A 20,125-nucleotide genomic window follows, 5' to 3' on the forward strand; every position below is an offset into this window, starting at 1 on the left:
CATGGAGCGGCTGCTCCTCGGCTACTCCTCGAACAACGCCTCCTGCTCGCCCTGCGTCCCCTGCCGCAGCCGCCTGTTCCGCGCGGCCACCACCACCGTCGTGACGGCCCCCGTCACGGCGAACGCCGCCGGGATCATCCAGCAGCGGTTGGTGGCATCGCCGAACCGCGCGTCCAGGGAGAGCCGGCCGGGACCCGTCACCGCCAGGCCCGCCGCCGTGAGGCCGAGGGCCGCCGCGTACTCGTATCCGCCGCTCTGGGCGAAGAACCCGTTCGGGGCGCTCACCACCGCCGCCCCCGCCATCGCGCCGGCGGCCGCGGCGCCCGCCGCCGGTGTCGCGAGGCCCAGCGCCAGCAGCGTGCCGCCGCCCGCCTCCGCGAGCCCGGCCGCGATCGCGCTCGCCTTCCCCGGCCGGTAGCCCACGGACTCCATGAACTGCCCGGTCCCCTCGATCCCGCCCCCGCCGAACCAGCCGAACAGCTTCTGCGTGCCGTGTGCGGCCAGCACCCCGCCGGTGCCGAGGCGGAGCAGCAGCAGTCCCGCGTCACGTCGGTCGATACAGGTCACGGTCACTCCCGGGGCAGGCAGCAGAAGCGGTTCCCTCCGCGTTTCCACCGTCCCATCGCCCCCACCCGTACGGCCTGTTCACGGCACCGTTCGGGTGGCGAGCACCCGGGAGCGGTGTGAATCTGACAGGCATGACGATTCAGACAGCCAAGCTCAAGGACCCGGTCGTCCGGGCGTTCGTCACCGCCGTCAACGCCCATGACCGCGAGGGCTTCATGACCCTCCTCGCCCCCGGTGCGACCATGGCGGACGACGGCTCCGACCGTGACCTCGCCGACTGGATCGATCGGGAGATCTTCTCGTCCCACGGCCACCTGGACGTCGACAACGAGTCCAACGGCGGCCGCGCCCTCATCGCCCGCTACCGCAACGACACCTGGGGCGAGATGCGCACCCGGTGGACGTTCACCGTCGACGAGGACGGCCGGATCTCCCGCTTCGAGACCGGTCAGGCCTAAGCGGAGTTACGGGCGCGATCGAGAGGTTCCCGGAGTCCGTCAGGTGCGGCCACAAGCCAGAGTGAAGCTTTTGAGCCATCGTGAGTAAAAGGTGTGTAAGGACTGGGAAGTGGCGCGCGGAACCAGATTTCCATAAGGCGGCGGATTCCTGGGCCGCGTAGCGTGCATTGCCAGGAAACCCCTGTTGGGGCGGCCTGTTGGTGAAGAGATGCGGGCCCGCGGAATACGCGCCCTCTTCGGCGCCTTCTTCACCACGGTTGTGACCCCGTCATGACCGTGCCTTTGCTGCGCTTTTACGACCCTGCTGTGTGCCGTCACAGCTCGGCTTTGTACGGTCCCGGGGTGCGTGATTCCTCTCCGCTTTCCCCGCCTTCCGCGCGGATGTCCCGACGCGCCGTTCTCGGGCTCGCCGCGATGACGCCGCTGACCCTCGCCTCGCCCGCCTCCGCCGCCACGGTCGTCGGCGGCGAACGGCTGGGCCTCTCCGGCATCCAGGTGCAGGGGGCCGTCGACCTGCCGAAGAAACTCACCGCCCGCTCCTGGCTCGTCGCCGACCAGGACAGCGGCGAGGTGCTCGCCGCGTGCAACGTGCATCAGCGGCTCGCGCCCGCCTCCACGCTGAAGATGCTGTTCGCGGACGCCGTGCTGAAGAAGTTCGAGCGGACCCGGACGTACAAGGTGACCGACGTCGATCTCGCGGACATCCCGGAGGGGTCCAGTCTCGTCGGCATCAAGCCCGGAATCACCTACACCGTCGAGCAGTTGTGGCTCGGTGTCTTCCTTCGCTCCGGAAATGACGCGGTCCACGTCCTGAGCCATATGAACGGCGGGATCGCGAGGACCGTCGCCGAGATGCAGGCCAGGGCCGAGGATCTGCAGGCGCTCGACACGCATGTGGTCAGCCCCGACGGCTTCGACCACCCGGGCCAGCTCTCCTCCGCGTACGACCTCACGCTGTTCGCCCGTCACGGTCTGAAGAACGACGACTTCCGAGGCTACTGCTCGACGAGGACGGCCGACTTCCCGGCGGGCGGCGGGAAGACCTTCCAGATCCAGAACACCGACCGCCTGCTGACCGGCGCCTGGGGCCTTGGCACATACCAGGGTCTCATCGGCGTCAAGAACGGCTACACCAGCAACGCGGGCAACACCTTCACCGGTGCCGCCACCCGCGGCGGCCGCACCCTCCTTGTGACCGTCATGCACCCGCAGCCCGGCGGCAACGGCGTCTACCAGGAGACCGCGGCTCTCCTCGACTGGGGCTTCGCCCATGCCCGGACGGCCCGGGCCGTGGGCACGCTCGTCGAGCCGCTCAGCGAGGGCGGGACGAGGGCGACACCCGGTTCCGGGCAGAAGGAACGGAAGGGGACGTCCGGCGACGAGGCCGCCACCGTCGGTGGATCGTCGTGGGGGCTGGTCGGCGGGGTCGGGGGCGCGGCGGCGCTGCTGGCCGGCGGGGTGTACGCGCTGCGCGGGCGCCGACGGCGGCAGGCCCAGGAGGAAGAGGGCCGCCACCGGCTCTGACAGCCGCCACCGGCTCTGACAGCCGCCACCGGCTCTGATAGGGGCAGCCGCTCCGGCATGGGGGCAGCCGCTCCGCGATCCGGCGCGTACCCCGCGGTCCCACGCGAGGTCCACCCCCTGCCGAACCGCGGAGCGGCTGGCCCCTCCCCCCTGATCTGGCTGATACGGCCCCGGAATCCGGGGGTTCCAAGTGTGAAGTTCTGGTGGAGGAGTGTTGAGCATAAGCCGGTCACGTGCCGCATCGGTGCGGACGGCTACATTCCGATTGTGTAGGTTGAGAGACGACTGGCCCGCGGCCCCCGTCAGCCGCGGCCCACGTACGGCATCGCCGTCGCCAACACCGTTGCGAACTGCACGTTCGCTTCCAGTGGCAGCTCCGCCATGTGCCGCACCGTACGCGCAACATCGGCCACATCCATCACGGGTTCGACAGCCAGCTCCCCGTTCGCCTGGAGGACCCCGTCCTGCATGCGCGCGGTCATGTCGGTCGCCGCGTTGCCGATGTCGATCTGACCGACCGCGATCCGGTACGGACGTCCGTCCAGGGACAGGGACTTGGTCAGACCGGTCAGGGCGTGCTTGGTCGCCGTGTACGCCACCGAGTGCGGGCGGGGCGTGTGCGCCGAGACCGAGCCGTTGTTGATGATCCGGCCACCCTGCGGGTCCTGCTCCCTCATCTGCCGGTACGCCGCCTGTGCGCACAGGAACGCGCCATTGAGGTTGGTGTCCACCACGTGCCGCCATGCCTCGTAGGGGAGGTCCTCGACCGGAACGCCGCCGGGACCGAACGTGCCGGCGTTGTTGAACAGGAGGTCGAGCCGCCCGAACCGGTCGCGCACGGCCTCGAACAGCGCCGCCACGTCGTCCGGTCGTGAGACGTCCGTGCCTACCGCGAGACAGGCGCCCCGGGGTGCCAGTGCGGCCGTCTCCTCCAGCGTCCCGACGCGCCGCCCCGCGAGCGCCACCGACCAGCCCGTGCGCAGCAGCTCCCGAGCGACCGCGCGGCCGATCCCGGAGCCCGCGCCGGTCACCACGGCGATCTTTGAGTGCCTGTCAGTCATGAGGCCGCAGCGTAGGCGGACGATCCGCCATGCGGAATCTGCCGTCCGCCGTACGGGCCACCCGGTAGCGGCCTCGTCGAGGTCCTCGTCCTCGGCGCGCGTCCGCTCCTTGGTACCCCGACTCGGTCACCAGTACGAGCTGAGACCATGGGCGGCGGATCGAACGAACAGGGAGGGGCACATGCCCGAGCGTGGCCGCACCGCGCCCGACCGGAAGGAACCGGAGGGCCATATACCGGGGATACCTGGGATACCGGGGACACCCGCATCCTCCACGCGAGGCGCCGCCGCCCGCCCCACCGGTCTCCTCGTCACCTTCATCCTCGGCGGCCTCACCGCCACGCCCCCGCTGGCCATGGACATGTACCTCCCGTCCCTGCCGGAGGTCACCACGTCGCTGCACGCGCCCGCCGCGACCGTGCAGCTCACCCTCACCGGCTGTCTCGCGGGCATGGCGCTCGGTCAGCTGCTGGTCGGCCCGATGAGCGACAAGTGGGGGCGCCGCCGCCCGCTGCTCGTGGGCCTCGTCGCGTACGTCGTCGCCACCGTGCTGTGCGCGTTCGCACCCTCGGTGGAGTCGCTCGTCGCGTTCCGGCTGGTGCAGGGGCTCGCGGGCGCGGCCGGGATCGTGGTCGCGCGGGCCGTCGTCCGCGATCTGTATGAGGGCACGACCATGGCCCGGTTCTTCTCCACCCTCATGCTGATCTCCGGGGTCGCGCCGGTCGTCGCACCGCTGATCGGCGGCCAGATCCTGCGCGTCACGGACTGGCGGGGTGTCTTCGTCGTGCTCACGGCCGTCGGACTCGCGCTCACAGCGCTCGTGTGGGTGAGGCTGCCGGAGACGCTTCCGCCGGGCGAGAGGCACGGCGGGGGAGTGGGCACGGCCCTGCGCTCCATGCGGACGCTGCTGGCCGACCGCGTCTTCACCGGGTACACGCTCGCGGGCGGCTTCGCCTTCGCCGCGCTGTTCGCGTACATCTCCGCCTCCCCCTATGTCGTCCAGGAGATCTACGGCGCTTCCCCGCAGACCTTCAGCCTGCTGTTCGGCCTGAACTCGGTGGGTCTGGTGGCGGCCGGGCAGATCAACGGCAAGGTTCTGGTCGGCCGCGTCAGTCTCGACAAGGTGCTGGCGGCGGGACTGGCGGTCGTCACGCTCGCCGCGGTCGCGCTGCTTCTCATCTCCACCGGGGCCCTCGGAAAGGTCGGCCTCACGCCGGTCGCCGTCGCCCTCTTCGTCCTCATGTCCGCGATGGGAATCACACTGCCCAACACCCAGGCACTGGCCCTGATGCGCACCCGGCACCATGCCGGTTCCGCCTCCGCGCTGCTCGGCACGTCGTCGTTCCTCATCGGGGCCGCCGCCTCGCCGCTCGTCGGGATCGCCGGTGAGCACACCGCCGTCCCGATGGCCGTCGTCCAAATGGCAGCGGCGCTGGTCGCCGTCGCCTGCTTCGTGGCACTGTGCCGTCCTTGGAACACACACCCGGCGGTGGAGGGCGGGGGTACCCCCTGCTCGAGCGAAGCCGAGAGTCTGGGGGAGGAGAGCTGAGCGCACCGAGACTGCGCGTCGACAGCCCGGAGAAGGCCGGGCTCGATCCGGAGGAACTGCGTCTTCTCGCACGCGAGATCCACGACGCCGTCAGCGGACAGCACCCCTGGGCGGCGGGTGCCGTGGTCGTCGCCGGGCGCGGCCCGGTGATCGCCGTCGAGGAGGCGGCGGGCTGGGCCGTCCGCTACGCCGCGTACGACCCGGAGGCGGACCAGGGCGTGGAGCTGCCGCCCTCGGCACGGGTGCCGATGACCGTGGACACGCCCTTCGACCTGGCCTCGCTCACCAAGCTGTTCACGGCGGTCGCGGCGGTCCAGCAACTGGAACGCGGCACCCTCGGCATCGACGCGCGCGTGGCGGCCTACCTGCCGGACTTCCAGGGGGCGGCGGACGGTGACATCACCGTCCGCCGGCTGCTCACCCACACCTCCGGGCTACGGCCCGAACTCCCGCTGTACGACTGCGCGTCGGACGAGGAACGGCTCGCGCTGCTGCGGGCGGAGGCACCGGTGGGCGAGCCCGGCACGTACTGCTACTCGGACCTGAACCTGCTGCTCCTGCAGTACGTCCTGGAACGCATCACCGGGCGCACGCTCGACGTGCTCGTCCGCGAGGGGATCACCCGGCCGCTCGGGATGACGGCGACGGGGTTCGGGCCGTGCCCGGGCGCGGCGGCGACGGAGGACCAGCGCCGGCCGTGGGGCAAGGCGGACCGGGGGATGCTGCGGGGCGTGGTCCACGACGAGAACGCGTGGGCGCTCGGCGGGGTGGCCGGTCACGCAGGCCTCTTCTCCACGGCACGGGACCTCGCGGTCTTCTGCCGGACGTTGCTGGCCGGCGGCTCGTACGGGCCCGCGCGCATCCTCGGTCCCGACTTCGTCGAACTGATGCTGGCCCCGCCGGGGCTGGGCTTCGCGGTCGATCAGCCGTGGTTCATGGGCGGGCTGTCGGGCCGGGGGGCGGCGGGCCATACCGGCTTCACGGGCACGGCCCTGGTCCTGGACCCGGCGACGGACACTTTCCTCGTCCTCCTGGCGAACACGGTCCACCCCCGCCGCCGCCCCGCTGACCACCGCCCGAGGGCAAGGGCGGGGAGCCGGCTGGCGCGGGCGGTGCGGGATGTGAGTGGCGCTGGTGGGTGAGGGCGGGGGAACGCCGGGTGGCGGGCGGCGCTCTTTCGCCGGGAGCGCTCATCCCGCGGTCTCGGCGCGAGCGGTGCTCTCCGGCCGACAACCTAGAATCACCACGTGAACGCCCCTGTCTCCCCAGCAGACTCCCTTCGTGCCGCTCTCTCCGGGCTGCTCGACGGGCTTCCGCCCAAGCAGGCCGCCCAGGCCGTGGACCGGCTCATCGCCAACTACCGGGGGCGGACGCCGACGGACGCGCCGGTGCTGCGGGACCGTTCCGACGTGGTCGCGTATGCCGCGTACCGGATGCCCGCGACCTTCGAGGCGGTGTGCGCGGCGCTGGAGGCGTTCGCGGACACGGTGCCCGGGTGGGCGCCGGCGAGCCATGTGGACGTCGGTGGCGGGACCGGCGCGGCGACCTGGGCCGTGAGCGCCACCTGGGACGGCCCGCGCCCGGTGACCGTGCTCGACTGGGCCGAACCCGCCCTCGCGCTCGGCCGGGAGATCGCCGCCGCGAACCCGGCGCTCAAGGCCGCCGAGTGGCGCCGCTCCCGTATCGGATCGGCTCTCGCCGTCGAGGACACCGATCTCGCCACCGTCTCGTACGTCCTGGGGGAGCTGACCGAGGCCGACCGTGCCTGTGTCGTGGACGCCGTGGCCGCCGCCGCCAGCGCGGTTGTGATCGTCGAGCCCGGCACCCCGGACGGCTATGCCCGTGTCATCGAGGCCCGCGACCGCCTGATCCGTGCCGGCTTCCGTATCGCCGCCCCCTGCCCGCACAGTGCGACCTGCCCCATCGTCCCCGGTGAGGACTGGTGTCATTTCTCGGCCCGGGTCAGCCGTTCCTCGTTGCACCGGCAGGTCAAGGGCGGCTCGCTGGCGTACGAGGACGAGAAGTTCAGCTATGTGGCCGCGGCCCGTTTCCCGGTCGCGCCCGCCGCCTCCCGGGTCGTCCGCAAACCACAGATCCGCAAGGGCCAGGTGCTTCTCGACCTGTGCGAACCGGACGAGTCCCTGCACCGCGAGACGGTGACCAAACGGCACGGGCCGCTCTATCGGGCCGCCCGCGACGCGCACTGGGGCGACGCCTGGCCACTGCCCCACGCGGATCAGGACCAGAGAAGAGCGGACCAGGACCAGAGAAGAGCGGATCAGGACTAGAGATGGGGTTCGTTTCCCCGCTCGCCCAGCGTCGGCTGCAGCGCATCGGACCGATCACACATGCGTACACGGACCCCCTGGTCGACCACGCACTCCACGGCCTCGCACCCCGCTGACCCCTGCCAGTCGGACATGCGGGGTTAAATCCTGTAATTGCCTCTGATGTTGATCAGCAGTGGCATCGCCCCGGCCACCCCGGATGCGGGCGCCTGTCACCCGAGGCGCAGGATGGTGGGACCATAGACATACCGTCCGGCACCACAGCAGCGAGGCGAGGGGATAGATGAGCGCGGAGTTCGGCCGCCGCACGGGCGGCCAGGGCAGGATCTCCCAGTGGCTGCGCGGACGTCGTCCCGCCCGTCTCAAGGGGGACGCCGGGGACGGCGGCCGTGAGGCGATGCTGGTGGCTGCTGCCGCCGCCGGGCTGCCGCTCGCGCCCGCCGCACACCCCGCCGGCTACCGCTGCTCCTGCGACCGCGTCGGCTGTCCCACGCCCGCCCGGCACCCGGTCTCCTTCGCCTGGCAGACGCAGTCCACCACGGACCGGGCGCAGATCGAGCGCTGGGCCCGGCACCAGCCGCAGGCGAACTTCATCACCGCCACCGGGATGGTGCACGACGTGCTGGACGTCCCGCGCGAGGCCGGTGAGCAGGCCCTTGAGCGGCTGCTCGCCTCCGAGGTGGAGGTGGGCCCCGTCGCCGCGACCGGGGACGGGCGCATGCTGTTCTTCACGCTGACCCGCGGCACACCCGAGGACGAGGACGAGTGGTGGCCGTGCGAGCTGGACTGCCACCCGGAGACGATGGACGAGCACCCAGGGCTGCGCTGGCACTGCCGGGGCTCTTACGTGCTCGTGCCGCCCGCGCAGCTGCCGGATGATCTGACGGTGGAGTGGATACGGGGCCCGGAGCACGCGCTGCCGGATCCGCTGAGCCTGCTCGAGCTCCTCACCGACGCGTGCGCGCCGTACGCGGGGGACGAGACCGAACTGGCGGGCTGGCCCCACCGGCGCTGACCCCGCGGTCGTCTACTCCCCCTTCGCCCCCGTCAGCCCCTCCACCCGGCTGAGGAACTTCACCTGACCCTTCGTCGGGTCGAGCACCGCCTGGTTGGAGACGAACTCCAGCGTCAGGGACTGAGCGACCTCGCCGGTCAGCAGGGCCTTGATGTTCGGGTCGGTGATTGTGATGTTCACGCCCTTCGCGGCCGTCTGCTTCTCGTAGTGGCGCGTGGCGAAGAACACCAGCGCGCCGCCGTCGGCCGTGCGCAGCCCCACCGGGGCGTAGCCGCCTCCCGTCAGCGGCTCGTCGATGTACTGCCGGGCCAGGCCCGGCTTGGCCGCGTTCTTCTGCCGGCTGGCCCGCCACTGCGAGGTGTGCGTGCCGGGCGCGAAGGTGTTCCCGCCGTTCTGCAGATACCTCGCATAGGCCGGACCGAGCCCGCGCGGCGGCACGGCGAGCGCCGCGTCGTCGGCGGTGACGGGCTCTGCCCAGCCCTTGTTGTCCTTCTTGAACGTGGGGACGTCGCCGGCCGCGAGGATCGTCAGATACGACACCGCCCACACCTTGCTCGGGTCGGAGCGGGTGAAGACGAGCAGCCAATGGGCGTCGGAACTGCCCTTGTTGGCGCGGGTGTCGGCGACGAACCAGCGTGGCCAGCCGGCCTTCTCCGGGATGGTGAACTTCGCGTCGGTCAGCTGCAGCGGGACGTGGCCGGGGTTGCCGCCCGGGTTGGTCCTGTGGCCCGCCTGCAGTTTGCCGCCGTCGATGTCGGCGAGCGCGCCGGTGACCCGGCCCGCGTCCAGGGAGCGGTCGTAGGCCTGGTCCGCCTTGTTGTAGGCGGTGGTGAAGTCCTTGAGCGCGCGGGCGGCCTCGGCCCGCGTCGCCGTCGGCACGATCTCCCGTTCGCCGTGCACCACGACGCAGCCGCCGGCCGTCATGGACAGAACGGTCGTCGCCGCCGTTGCCAGGGCGAACCGGCCCACGCCACGCGGCGTTCGAGGGCTGCGATCCCCGCGATCCCTGCTCATCTGTGACCTTCACCTTCCCCTTCCCGGAGGCGAACCCTACCGGGGTGAGGAAGAGCGCGAGCGTGGGGACCGGCTACAGAGCCCACACCGTGATCTGAAGGACCCCTCTGGTCGGGCTGGAAGGTTGCCTCACCGACGTCCGCACGAACTGCGCGGTCTCCAGGTTCTCGCGGCCGACCGCCAAGAACGCGGTCGTGACCGGCGCGCCCGTGCCCATGAGCAGGGCCGCGTCGAGCTTGCCGCGCAGCTCGGACCGCAGCTGCCGGACCGTGCGCAGAACGCCCGCCGCCCCGGGGTGATGTTTGAATGTCCAAGTGACCGACTACGACGTGCTGCGTGTCTTCTGCGGGCCAAGGGGCGGATACGGCAACGAACTCGGCGTCGTCCGCGACGGCTCTACCGTCCCCGAGCCGAGCGACCGGCAGGCGCTCGCCGCGAAACTCGGCTTCGGCGAGACGGTGTTCGTCGACGACCCCGAGCGCGGCGTCATCGACATCTACACGCCCGGCTCGCGTCTGCCGTTCGCCGGGCATCCCTGCGTGGGCACGGCCTGGCTGCTGGACGTGCCCGAACTCGTCACGCCGGCCGGGGTGGTGGGGGCGCGGCTGGACGGCGAGTTCAGCTGGATCGAGGCCCGCCCCGAGTGGGTGCCGCCACGCATGCTGCGGCAGTGCGCGACGGCCGCCGAGGTCGAAGCGCTGGAGGTGCCGCCGCCAGGGGTGGGGGCACCTGTCTATGCCTGGGCCTGGGAGGACGTGGCGGCGGGCCGTATCCGCGCCCGGGGCTTCCCCGGCCGGGGCGAGGGCATCGAGGAGGACGAGGCGACGGGCGCGGCGGCGCTGCTGCTCACCGCCCGGCTGGGCCGCGCGCTGAACATCACCCAGGGCGCGGGCTCACAGATCCTCACGGCACCACAGCCGCAGGGGTGGGTGGAGGTCGGGGGACGGGTGTACCTGGAGCGTTAGGCGGTCAGCGGGAACTGTTCGCCGAGGGCCCGGAAGACCTCGATGTTGAGCAGATACGCTCTCTTGCACTCGGCCACGACGCGCTGCTTCTCGAGGTCGCCAACGCGCATCGCGTCCAGCAGCCTCCGGTAACTCCTCTTGAACTCAGCCGGGTTGGCGATCCCCTCGAACACATAGAACCGCACTCCGTCGCCCCTCCGGGCGAAGCCCCAGGTCTTCTCCGCCCTGTCGCGGATGATCTGGCCGCCGGACAGGTCACCCAGGTAACGCGTGTAGTGGTGGGCGACATACCCGGCGGGCCACTCGCGGGCACACGTGCGCACCCGGGCCGCGTACCTGCGCGTCGCGGGCAGCGCCGTCAGGACCGCCCGCCAGCCCGGCCCCCGCAGATGCGCGAGGTCCCGCTCCAGTGCGGCCAGCCGGAACAGCTCCGGCCGTACGAAGGGCCCGGCCAACGGGTCGGCGGCCAGCCGCTCGGCGCCGGACTCCAGGGCCTCGTACAGGAACCACAGTTGCTCGGTGTACCGCGCATACGCCTCGATGCCCAGCCTGCCGCCGAGCAGGTCCGTGATGAAGGCCGAGGTGTTCGCCTGCCGGTGCTGCTCCTGCGACGCGCTGCGGATGAGCGCCGAGAGTGCCGTGCTGGACATGTCCGGCGTGGTCATTGGGGGCTCCCAGCGCAGTTTGCCGACACCTTGTCGGTAAAACTCTACCCCGGATCCCTGCGCCGGCCCATGCGACAAGCCCGCCCTGTGGACAGGGCGGGCTTGTCAGGGGTGTGTGCCGTGACCGCGCGAAAGGCGCTATGGCAGGGCGCTAGGGCAGGGTCAGGATTTCCACGCCCGTGTCGGTCACGACCAGGGTGTGCTCGAACTGGGCGGTGCGTTTGCGGTCCTTCGTCACCACGGTCCACCCGTCGTCCCACATGTCGTACTCGTATGTGCCGAGCGTGAGCATGGGTTCGATGGTGAAGGTCATGCCCGGCTGCATCACCGTGGTGGCGTGCGGGCTGTCGTAGTGCGGCACGATCAGCCCCGAGTGGAACGACGAGTTGATGCCGTGCCCGGTGAAGTCCCGCACGACGCCGTACCCGAACCGCTTCGCGTACGACTCGATGACCCGCCCGATGACGTTGATCTGGCGGCCGGGCCTGACGGCCTTGATCGCGCGGTTGAGAGCCTCGCTGGTGCGCTCCACGAGCAGGCGGGACTCGTCGTCCACGTCCCCGACGAGATACGTGGCGTTGTTGTCGCCGTGGACGCCGCCGATGTACGCCGTCACGTCCAGGTTGATGATGTCGCCGTCGCGCAGGACCGTGGAGTCCGGGATGCCGTGGCAGATGACCTCGTTGACCGAGGTGCACAGCGACTTCGGGAAGCCGCGGTAGCCCAGGGTCGACGGATAGGCGCCGTGGTCGCACATGTACTCGTGCGCGACCCGGTCCAGCTCGTCCGTGGTGACACCCGGCGCGATGATCTTCGCGGCCTCGGCCATCGCCCGCGCCGCGATCCGGCCGGCGACCCGCATCGCCTCGATCGTCTCGGGGGTCTGCACCTCGGGTCCTGAGTACGGGGTCGGCCCGGGTTTGCCGACGTACTCCGGGCGGCGGATGTTTCCGGGCACGGAACGGGTGGGAGACAGGTCTCCTGGGACGAGCAGCGACTGGCCAGACATGCCAGCGAGTCTATCCAGCGGGTGTGCGGGAACATGGGCCCTGGTGAAAGGAGCTCCTGCGATGGCGCTGTTCAAGAAGCGGACGGCCGGGAAGCCGGGCGAGTGGTACTACTGCCTGCAACACCACAAGGTCGAGGAGGGCCCCGAATGCCCCGCGAAGGACCGCTTCGGTCCGTACGCGTCCCGCGAGGAGGCGGAGCACGCGATGCAGATCGCGCGCGAGCGGAACCTCGAGTGGGAGACGGATCCCCGCTGGCATGACGCCCCCGCGGGAGAACCCGAGGACGACTGAGCAGGGACTTTTGGGGCGGGCCGGCACGGGTGCTACGGCGGCGCGAGGGCCCGTCCTGCCGTTCAGCCCGTCCCCTCCCGCCCCTCCCGCCGCGCCTTGAGCCGCAGGGCGTGCTCGTTCGTACGGGCGTCATAGCCCATCAGGCTCGGCAGGCACAGGCCCAGCAGGGCCACCGCCGCCACGCACAGCAGACCGCCCGACCAGACCGACGTGCGGACGCCCCTCCAGGCCGCCATGGAGCCCGAGCGGACCTGGCCCAGCTGGGGGCCCACCGAGTACGACAGCAGCTCGATGCCGGCCAGACGGCCGCGCAGTTCGTCGGGGATCGTCTGGTTCCACATCGCCGCCCGGAAGATCCCGCTGACCATGTCGCAGCAGCCACCCAGAGTCAGGAACAGCAGCACCAGCCAGACGCTGCGGACCACTCCCGCGGCCGCTATCGCCAGACCCCAGCCGGCCGCCGCGAGGACCACCGTCCGTCCGTGCCGGTGGATCCGTGACGTCCACCCGCTCGTCAGCGACACCAGCAGCGCCCCGGCCGGAACAGCCGCGTACATCAGCCCCAGCGACCAGGGAGCGCCCAGTTCGTCCGCGAGGAACGGCAGCACCGCCAGCGGCATCGCGAACACCATCGCGGCGATGTCGACGACGTACGTGCCCAGCAGTTCCTTACGGCCCCACGCGTAGCGCGCGCCCTCCGCGATCGACCGCAGCGACGGCTTTGCGGCCTCGTGGCCGGGGGGCGACGCGGCGAGCCCCAGGCACAGCGTCACCGACACCACGAAGGTCACGAGGTCCGCGCCGTACGCCGCGCCCAGCCCGGCGTACGCGACGACGACCCCCGCCAGCGCCGGGCCCGCCACCCCGCCGACCGTCCAGCGCAGGGAGTTGAGCGACGCGGCTGCCGGAAGGTGGTCGTGCGCGACGATGCGCGGGACGAGGGCGTCGAGGGCAGGGCGCTGGAGAGAGCCGAGCGCGGAGGACAGGGCCGCGACGACGTACAGCGGCCAGACCGCGGGCCCGGGCAGCAACGCGTTCAGCAGGAGCGCGGCGGACAGCAGGCCCTGCCCGGCTTCGGTGGCCAGGATCAGCTTTCGCTTGTCGTACGCGTCGGCCAGCGCGCCGCCGTACAGGCCGAAGACGATCAGCGGCACGAGCTCCACGGCGCCGATCGCGCCCACGGCCGCTGCCGAGCCGGTCAGTTCCTTCAGCTGCACCGGCACCGCGACGAAGCTGAGGAAGGTGCCGAAGTTGCTGATCAGCCCCGCAAGCCACAGCCGCCGGAAGTCCGCCGACGCCCGCCAGGGCGCGGGATCGGGCAGCAGCGCGCGTAACCGGGAGCCCTGACGGGACGACGCGTCCACGGCATCGGCGGGCGGCCCGCTCCCGGGCACCACGGCCGGTACGGGGGCTGACACGGGGGAAGCGGAGGCGTCGTTGGTCACGACGGGCCATGCTCAGCCGACCGGCGGCCCCGGGCAACCGGTTTTCGCGGTGCCCGGGCGCTCGGTTGCCTCCAGTCACCACCGCGCCGGCGGCGGCGACGTCAGCTGGTCGGCCAGCCGCGACAGCCGGTCCCGGAGGCGCCCGCGTCCCCGGGGGGCCGGCAGCGCGTTCTCCCCGGCCGCCGCGCTCACCAGATGCTGCACCGTGTCCAGGTCGAGGTCCGTGTCCTCGGGGACCGTCAGCGACTCGTGCGCCATGGCAGCCAGGTCGCGGTTCCCGGCATCCAGTGCCAGCACCGTGGCCCCGGCCCGCCGCGCGTCATGGACCCGCTCCAGGAGACCCGCGTCCGGTGCGGCCGGCGACACCACGAGCAGCGTCTCCCCGCGCCGCGCCGCCGACAGCCGTCCGAGACCCACCGCCAGATGCGCCGGATCCACGGCCCGCGCCCCGTGCCGCACCAGAGTGGGGGACAGCTCCGGCGTCCCCGACCAGGCCGCCTCGTCGACCAGGTGCGCCGCAAGATGCCACGGCTCGTACTCCTCGGTGCCCACGAGCAGCAGCCCGCCCCCGTGCGACACCACGGAACCCCGCAGCGTCCCCCCGAACCGCCGGGTGGCTCCCAGCCACTCCGTTCCGGCGAGCACTTCGCGCAGCAACGCGACCCGTACGGCGTCCATACGAGGACATCCTGCCGCAACCGGCCACTCGTGGACCGGAGTTCACCGCGAATTCGCCCGACCCCGGCAAGGGGCCGAACCAGTGGTCACAGGAGCCGCATTCCGTACCACGGCCCGCCCGTTGAGAAGCCCGATGAGCCCCAGGAGCCCTAGAAGCCTTCGACGAGATCCGAGAAGCCTTCGACGATACCCGAGGAGCCTTCGACGAAAGACGCCGCCGTCCCCTTCCGCACGGGCAGCGAGGGCTACCTCCCGGCCTGAGCGGCGCCCGGCCCCGTGGCGCACGTAGAGTCGCCCCATGACCTCTACCGACAGTGCACCCAAGGCCCCCGCCAAGGACCCCTGGGACCTCCCCGACGTGTCCGGGCTCGTCGTCGGCGTGCTCGGCGGTACCGGGCCGCAGGGCAAGGGCCTCGCCTACCGGCTCGCCAGGGCCGGCCAGAAGGTGATCATCGGCTCGCGTGCCGCGGAGCGCGCGCGGACCGCCGCCGAGGGGATCGGCCACGGCGTCGAGGGCGCCGACAACGCCGAGGCCGCCCGGCGCAGCGACGTCGTGATCGTCGCCGTGCCGTGGGAGGGCCACGGCACGCTGCTGGAGTCGCTGCGCGAGGAGCTGGCCGGCAAGCTCGTCGTCGACTGCGTCAACCCGCTCGGCTTCGACAAGAAGGGCGCCTACGCGATCAAGCCGGAGGAGGGCAGCGCCGCCGAGCAGGCCGCCGCGCTGCTGCCGGACTCGCGGGTCACCGCCGCCTTCCACCACCTGTCCGCGGTACTCCTCGAGGACCCGGAGGTCGAACAGATCGACACCGACGTCATGGTCCTCGGCGAGGAGCGCGGCGACGTCGAGATCGTCCAGGCGCTGGCCGGTCGCATCCCCGGTATGCGCGGCATCTTCGCGGGACGGCTGCGCAACGCCCACCAGGTCGAGGCCCTCGTGGCGAACCTGATCTCCGTCAACCGGCGCTACAAGGCCCACGCCGGGCTCCGCATCACCGACGTGTGAGCCCATGGGGGACACTGGTCACCGAAGCAGTGTCCCCCGACAGGAGCCGACCCCATGCCCCGCCTTGCTCTCTACGCCCTCGCCGTCTGCGCCCTCTCCGTGGCCGCGGCGGTCGTCTCCTTCGTCCAGGGCAGCTGGCTGGGGATCGTCTGGGTGCTGCTCGCGGGTCTGACGTCCAACATGGCCTGGTACTACGTGCGCCGCGGCCGGGCGGGCCGGGGTGGCTCGGTCACGGGCTGACCGAGCAGTAGGCGTTCGTGCCCTGCCAGAAGCGGTACAGCTCGTGACCGCAGTACTGGTCGACGTCGTCGATGCCCAGGGCGTGCAGGATCGAGCCGATCACGTCGAAGAACGCGCTGTTGACCGACGGCACCCACAGCAGCGCGAACACGAAGAGCAGGCCGAACGGCGCGAAGGGTTCCACCTGGCGCTTGACGCCGTACGACAGCCAGGGCTCGATGACGCCGTAGCCGTCCAGGCCGGGCACCGGCAGGAAGTTCAGGATCGCGGCCGTCACCTGCAGCAGGGCGAGGAACGCGAGGGCGTACCGGAAGTCCCTCGGGATGCCGTCCAGGGCGTGCAGCCAGAACGGTGCCGTGCACACCGCCGCGAACAGGACGTTCGTCAGCGGGCCCGCCGCGGAGATCAGGCTGTGCCGCCAGCGGCCCCGGATACGGCCCCGCTCGATGAAGACCGCGCCGCCCGGCAGACCGATCCCGCCCATGATCACGAAGATCACCGGCAGCACGATGCTCAGCAGCGCATGCGTGTACTTCAGCGGATTGAGGGTGAGATAGCCCTTCGCGCCCACCGTGATGTCGCCGCTGTGCAGGGCGGTGCGCGCGTGCGCGTACTCGTGCAGGCACAGCGAGACGATCCACGCGGCGGTCACGAACAGGAACACGGCAACGCCGGGCCGCTCGGCGAAGCCGGTCCAGGTGGCCCAGCCGGTGACCGCCGTCACGGCCAGGAGCCCCGCGAAGACGGGGCTGATCCTCCGGTCGCTGCGCCGGGTGGCGGCGGTGGTCATGGGACTCCTGGGTGCGTGGGACGGATGCGATGGTGGGTCGACCGTAGTCGTTAGGCTGTAGTCGAGTCGACCAAGGGGGTGGCCATGACAATCGCTGAGGGCTGGGTCGAGGTTTTCCACGACAGGATCCACATGCCCAGGAGCGCGCGCCTCCGGCCGGCGAGGAGCGGGCCGGCCTTCCGCTTCACGCAGGTCTGAAACCCGTGAGCAGTGCGGGGGTTCCGCCGGAGACAATGATGCCCGTGCGCTACCGCATCCTCGGCACCACCCAGGCACTCCGCGCCGACGGCACGCCCGTCCCGGTGGGCGGGGCCCGGCTGCGTGCCCTGCTGACCGTGCTCGCCCTGCGGACCGGCCGGACCGTCCCCGCCGCCGTCCTGGTCGACGAGGTGTGGGGCGGCGAACCACCCGCCGACGCCACCGGCGCCCTGCAGGCGCTGGTCGGGCGGCTGCGCCGGACCCTCGGAGCGGACGCGGTGGAGTCGGCCGACGGCGGCTACCGGCTGGCGGCGGCGCCGGACGACATAGACCTGCACCGCTTCGAGCGGCTCGCCGGGGAGGGCCTGCGGGCCCTGGCCGACGCCGACCCCGAGAAGGCGGCGGTCGTCCTCGACGACGCTCTCGCCCTGTGGCACGGGCCCGCGCTCGCCGACCTGCCCGACCGCACCGCCGAGTCGGCCCGCTGGGAGACCCGCCGCCACGACGTGCGCCGCGCCCGGCTGAGCGCCGCCCTCGCGCTCGGCCACGGCGAGCGGCATCTGCCCGAGTTGACCGCCCTGTGCGACATCCACCCCCTGGACGAGCCCCTCCAGGCCCTGCGCCTGCGCGCCCTGCGGGATGCCGGCCGCCCGGCGGAGGCACTGGCCGCCTACGCGGAGGTACGCCAGCTGCTCGCGGACCGTCTCGGCTCGGACCCCGGGCCCGAACTGCGGGCGCTTTACAGTGAGTTGCTGCGTGGCCCGGAGACCGTGCCGTCGCCCGCCCCGTTCGGCGCCGTCCCGCCCCCGGACGAGGTGACCCCCTCCGCACCGGCGGCCCCCGGCAACCTCCGCGCCCGTCTGACCTCCTTCGTCGGGCGGGACGCCGACATCGACACGCTCCGCGGTGATCTCGCCGGGGCGCGGCTGGTCACCCTGCTCGGGCCGGGCGGCGCCGGGAAGACACGGCTGTCGCAGGAGGCGGCCGAGGCCCTGGCGGACGCGCCCCGGGACGGGGTGTGGATGGCCGAGCTGGCGCCGGTCGACGATCCGGAGGCCGTGCCCGAGGCCGTGCTCACCGCCGTCGGGGCGCGCGAGACCGTGCTGCGGGGCGCGGGCGCCGAGGAGATGCGCGCGGTCGCCGACCGGCACGACGACCCCCTGGTCCGCCTCGCCGAGCACTGCGCACGGCGCCGCATGCTGCTCATCCTCGACAACTGCGAACACGTCGTGGACGCCGCCGCCCGGCTCGTCGAGCACCTCCTCGAGCGCTGCCCCGGACTGACGGTTCTCGCCACCAGCCGCGAACCCCTCGGCGTCCCGGGGGAGTTGCTGCGTCCGGTCGAGCCGCTGCCGCAGCCGTACGCGCTGAAGCTGCTCGCCGACCGCGGCGCCGCGGCCCGCCCCGGCTTCCGTGTGCAGGACGACCCCGAGGCCGCCGCAGAGATCTGCCGCCGCCTGGACGGACTGCCACTCGCCATCGAGCTGGCGGCGGCCCGGCTGCGGATACTGTCGCCCCGGCAGATCGCCGACCGGCTCGACGACCGCTTCCGCCTGCTCACCTCCGGCAGCCGCACGGTGCTGCCCCGGCAGCAGACCCTGCGGGCCGTCGTCGACTGGTCCTGGGACCTGCTGGACGCCGAGGAACGCGCGGTGCTGCGCCGGCTGTCCGTCTTCTCGGGCGGCTGCGACCTCACCGCCGCCGAAGCCGTGTGCGGGCCCGCGGCACTGGAGGCGGTCGCCTCCCTCGTCGACAAGTCCCTGGTGGTGGCGGCCCCATCGGGCGACGGCGGGATGCGCTACCGGCTTCTGGAGACCGTCGCCGAGTACGCCGGTGAACGCCTCGACGAGTCCGGGGAGCGGGCCGGAGCCGAGCGCTCCCACCTCACCTACTACCGAGAACTCGCCCGCACCACCGACCCGTTGCTGCGCTCGTCGGGACAGCGCGCCGCGGTGGACCGGCTCCAGGTGGAGTACGAGAACCTGCGCACGGCCCTGCGCCACGCCGTCGCAGCCCGCGACGAGCAGGAGGCGCTGTGCCTGCTGCTGTCGCTGGCCTGGTACTGGCAGATGCGCGACCTGCGCACCGAGGCCCGCACCTGGTCCGGCGCGGTCATCGCCCTCGGCCCGGACCCCTTCGCGTCGCCCGCCCGGCCGGTGCCGGACCTCCCCGAGCGGTGCACCGACAACCCGCCGCCGATGCGTCCGGAGATCCTCGGCGAGGCCCGCCGCGGCGCCCATCTCGTCCACCTGGCCTGCATGGACATGGACCTCGGGTCATGGGAGACGCCGCAGGCCAAGGAGAAGCTGCGCGTCATCAGCGAGACCTACGGCCCGGGCCAGCCGCAGACCTGCCGAGTGCCCGGCTTCCTGTGGTTCTTCGCCGTTCTGCTCACCGCCGACCTGGACCGTCTGCGCACGGTCCTGGACGAGACCGTCCGAACGTGCCGCGCGCTCGGCTATACCTGGGAGCTGGCCCAGACCCTGCAGATGCGGGCCAACATCCTCGCCAACCGCAGCCACTGGGCGGGCGACGCGGGCCGGGACGCCGACGAGGCGCTGGAGATCTTCCGCCGGATCGGGGACACCTGGGGCGCGGCCGAGGCCCTGTCCGCCCGCGGCGAGGCCCGCGAACGGCTCGGCGACTACCTGCTCGCCGCCGCCGACTACGAGGCCGCCATGGAGTACGCCGAACGGCTCGGCGCCCGCTCCCAGATGGCCGTGCTCGGCGCACGCCTCGGCAGCGTCCTGCTCGACGCGGGGGAGAGCGAGAAGGGCGAGCGGCTGCTGCGCCAGGTCATCGAGGAGGCCCCCGGCTCGTTCAACGACGCCATGCCCGCCGCCCGCATCTTCCTGGCGATGTGGCTCAGCCGCACCGGCCGGGTGGCCGAGGCGCGCGAGCAGGTCCGGCTGGTGCGAAGGGACTTCGAGGCTGTCGCCTTCGTGGTCTTCGAAGGCATGGTGCTCGGCATCGAAGCCTGGCTGGACGCGGTGGACGAGCGGTATCCGGAGGCCCTGGCCAAGGTACGCACGGCGCTCGAGCGGGCCTCGGACCTGATGACCTCGGTGATCGCGCCGCACATGGCCTCCGTGCAACTGACGACCGCCGCGATCGCGCTCACCGGTGTGGACGGCGGCAGCCGCGCCCGGGACGCGGCCAGATGCCTGGGCGCCGCCGACCACCTGCTGCCGCTCGGGCACTTCCGCAGTCCGGCGGAGCGCGAGGCCCGCGCCGAGGCAGAGGCGGGCGCGCGGGCCGTGCTGGGCGACGCGGCGTACGAGGCCGCGCACGCGGAGGGCGGCGGGCTCTCCGTCGAGGAGGCCGCCGCCCTCGTCTGACGCGGACCGGTGGTGCTGCCGGTGCG

General features: G+C 72.2%; 19 protein-coding genes and 1 pseudogene. 11 read left to right on the top strand and 9 right to left on the bottom strand.

What is annotated here, in order from left to right; translation table 11 throughout:
* Positions 1 to 21: 21 nt before the first annotated feature.
* Entirely contained in the window at positions 22 to 567 is a 546-nt protein-coding gene (locus tag AAW14_RS17565) for a DoxX family membrane protein (protein ID WP_265564796.1), read from the bottom strand.
* Positions 568 to 698: 131 nt separating this feature from the next.
* On the opposite strand from AAW14_RS17565, the gene AAW14_RS17570 reads away from it, so the two are divergent.
* Positions 699 to 1,025, top strand: a complete 327-nt coding sequence (locus tag AAW14_RS17570) for a nuclear transport factor 2 family protein (RefSeq protein ID WP_265564797.1) — start codon at positions 699 to 701, stop codon at positions 1,023 to 1,025.
* A gap of 381 nt (positions 1,026 to 1,406) precedes the next feature.
* Positions 1,407 to 2,549 carry a D-alanyl-D-alanine carboxypeptidase family protein gene (locus AAW14_RS17575; RefSeq protein ID WP_265564848.1) on the top strand — a complete coding sequence of 381 codons (1,143 nt, stop codon included), beginning with the start codon at positions 1,407 to 1,409 and terminating at the stop codon, positions 2,547 to 2,549.
* Between the two features lie 302 nt (positions 2,550 to 2,851).
* On the opposite strand, the gene AAW14_RS17580 is transcribed toward AAW14_RS17575, so the two are convergent.
* Complete coding sequence (locus AAW14_RS17580) at positions 2,852 to 3,610, bottom strand: SDR family oxidoreductase (protein ID WP_265564798.1); 759 nt, start codon at positions 3,608 to 3,610, stop codon at positions 2,852 to 2,854.
* A gap of 181 nt (positions 3,611 to 3,791) precedes the next feature.
* Between AAW14_RS17580 and AAW14_RS17585 the strand changes: the two genes are divergently transcribed.
* From AAW14_RS17585 to AAW14_RS17600, 4 genes are all read left to right on the top strand, one after another.
* Positions 3,792 to 5,159, top strand: coding sequence for a multidrug effflux MFS transporter (locus AAW14_RS17585; RefSeq protein WP_265564799.1), 1,368 nt, complete (start codon positions 3,792 to 3,794; stop codon positions 5,157 to 5,159).
* Entirely contained in the window at positions 5,120 to 6,301 is a 1,182-nt protein-coding gene (locus tag AAW14_RS17590) for a serine hydrolase domain-containing protein (RefSeq protein ID WP_265564849.1), read from the top strand. The genes AAW14_RS17585 and AAW14_RS17590 overlap by 40 nt, the downstream gene beginning before the upstream one ends.
* 105 nt (positions 6,302 to 6,406) lie before the next feature.
* Positions 6,407 to 7,447, top strand: coding sequence for a small ribosomal subunit Rsm22 family protein (locus AAW14_RS17595; RefSeq protein ID WP_265564800.1), 1,041 nt, complete (start codon positions 6,407 to 6,409; stop codon positions 7,445 to 7,447).
* A 283-nt stretch (positions 7,448 to 7,730) separates the two neighbouring features.
* Positions 7,731 to 8,462 carry a bifunctional DNA primase/polymerase gene (locus AAW14_RS17600; protein ID WP_265564801.1) on the top strand — a complete coding sequence of 244 codons (732 nt, stop codon included), beginning with the start codon at positions 7,731 to 7,733 and terminating at the stop codon, positions 8,460 to 8,462.
* Between the two features lie 12 nt (positions 8,463 to 8,474).
* On the opposite strand, the gene AAW14_RS17605 is transcribed toward AAW14_RS17600, so the two are convergent.
* Together AAW14_RS17605 and AAW14_RS17610 are read right to left on the bottom strand one after the other, a co-directional pair.
* Positions 8,475 to 9,476: a hypothetical protein gene (locus AAW14_RS17605; protein WP_265564802.1), complete on the bottom strand. Its 1,002-nt coding sequence runs from the start codon at positions 9,474 to 9,476 to the stop codon at positions 8,475 to 8,477.
* Positions 9,439 to 9,750: pseudogene (locus AAW14_RS17610) on the bottom strand (hypothetical protein); the annotation flags it as partial. The pseudogene AAW14_RS17610 and the gene AAW14_RS17605, both read right to left, overlap by 38 nt.
* Positions 9,751 to 9,790: 40 nt before the next feature.
* Between AAW14_RS17610 and AAW14_RS17615 the strand changes: the two are divergent.
* Entirely contained in the window at positions 9,791 to 10,441 is a 651-nt protein-coding gene (locus AAW14_RS17615) for a PhzF family phenazine biosynthesis protein (RefSeq protein ID WP_265564803.1), read from the top strand.
* Here the strand turns inward: AAW14_RS17615 and AAW14_RS17620 are convergent.
* Positions 10,438 to 11,106: a heme oxygenase (biliverdin-producing) gene (locus AAW14_RS17620; RefSeq protein WP_416223323.1), complete on the bottom strand. Its 669-nt coding sequence runs from the start codon at positions 11,104 to 11,106 to the stop codon at positions 10,438 to 10,440. The genes AAW14_RS17615 and AAW14_RS17620 overlap by 4 nt on opposite strands.
* Before the next feature lie 151 nt (positions 11,107 to 11,257).
* Positions 11,258 to 12,115, bottom strand: a complete 858-nt coding sequence (map, locus tag AAW14_RS17625) for a type I methionyl aminopeptidase (protein WP_265564804.1) — start codon at positions 12,113 to 12,115, stop codon at positions 11,258 to 11,260.
* Positions 12,116 to 12,176: 61 nt separating this feature from the next.
* Between map and AAW14_RS17630 the strand changes: the two genes are divergently transcribed.
* The gene (locus AAW14_RS17630) at positions 12,177 to 12,407 is read left to right on the top strand and encodes a hypothetical protein (RefSeq protein WP_265564805.1); all 231 of its coding nucleotides are present in this window, start codon (positions 12,177 to 12,179) and stop codon (positions 12,405 to 12,407) included.
* A gap of 62 nt (positions 12,408 to 12,469) precedes the next feature.
* Here AAW14_RS17630 and AAW14_RS17635 read toward each other — a convergent pair whose 3' ends face one another.
* Both AAW14_RS17635 and AAW14_RS17640 read right to left on the bottom strand, forming a co-directional pair.
* Positions 12,470 to 13,801 carry an MFS transporter gene (locus tag AAW14_RS17635; RefSeq protein WP_416223326.1) on the bottom strand — a complete coding sequence of 444 codons (1,332 nt, stop codon included), beginning with the start codon at positions 13,799 to 13,801 and terminating at the stop codon, positions 12,470 to 12,472.
* A gap of 126 nt (positions 13,802 to 13,927) precedes the next feature.
* Entirely contained in the window at positions 13,928 to 14,530 is a 603-nt protein-coding gene (locus AAW14_RS17640; protein ID WP_265564806.1) for a hypothetical protein, read from the bottom strand.
* Between the two features lie 298 nt (positions 14,531 to 14,828).
* Between AAW14_RS17640 and npdG the strand changes: the two genes are divergently transcribed.
* Positions 14,829 to 15,533, top strand: coding sequence for an NADPH-dependent F420 reductase (gene npdG / locus AAW14_RS17645; protein ID WP_265564807.1), 705 nt, complete (start codon positions 14,829 to 14,831; stop codon positions 15,531 to 15,533).
* 54 nt (positions 15,534 to 15,587) lie between these two features.
* Entirely contained in the window at positions 15,588 to 15,773 is a 186-nt protein-coding gene (locus AAW14_RS17650) for a hypothetical protein (protein WP_265564808.1), read from the top strand.
* On the opposite strand, the gene AAW14_RS17655 is transcribed toward AAW14_RS17650, so the two are convergent.
* Positions 15,763 to 16,563 (bottom strand): site-2 protease family protein, encoded by an 801-nt coding sequence (locus tag AAW14_RS17655; protein WP_265564809.1) that lies wholly within the window; start codon positions 16,561 to 16,563, stop codon positions 15,763 to 15,765. The two genes, AAW14_RS17650 and AAW14_RS17655, sit on opposite strands and share 11 nt — an antisense overlap.
* A 233-nt stretch (positions 16,564 to 16,796) precedes the next feature.
* Here AAW14_RS17655 and AAW14_RS17660 point away from each other — a divergent pair, with 233 nt between their 5' ends.
* Positions 16,797 to 20,099 carry a BTAD domain-containing putative transcriptional regulator gene (locus AAW14_RS17660; RefSeq protein ID WP_265564852.1) on the top strand — a complete coding sequence of 1,101 codons (3,303 nt, stop codon included), beginning with the start codon at positions 16,797 to 16,799 and terminating at the stop codon, positions 20,097 to 20,099.
* The last annotated feature ends 26 nt before the right edge of the window (positions 20,100 to 20,125 follow it).

Origin of the sequence: Streptomyces hygroscopicus, from assembly GCF_026168105.1 — a bacterium.
Lineage (GTDB): Bacteria > Actinomycetota > Actinomycetes > Streptomycetales > Streptomycetaceae > Streptomyces > Streptomyces hygroscopicus_D.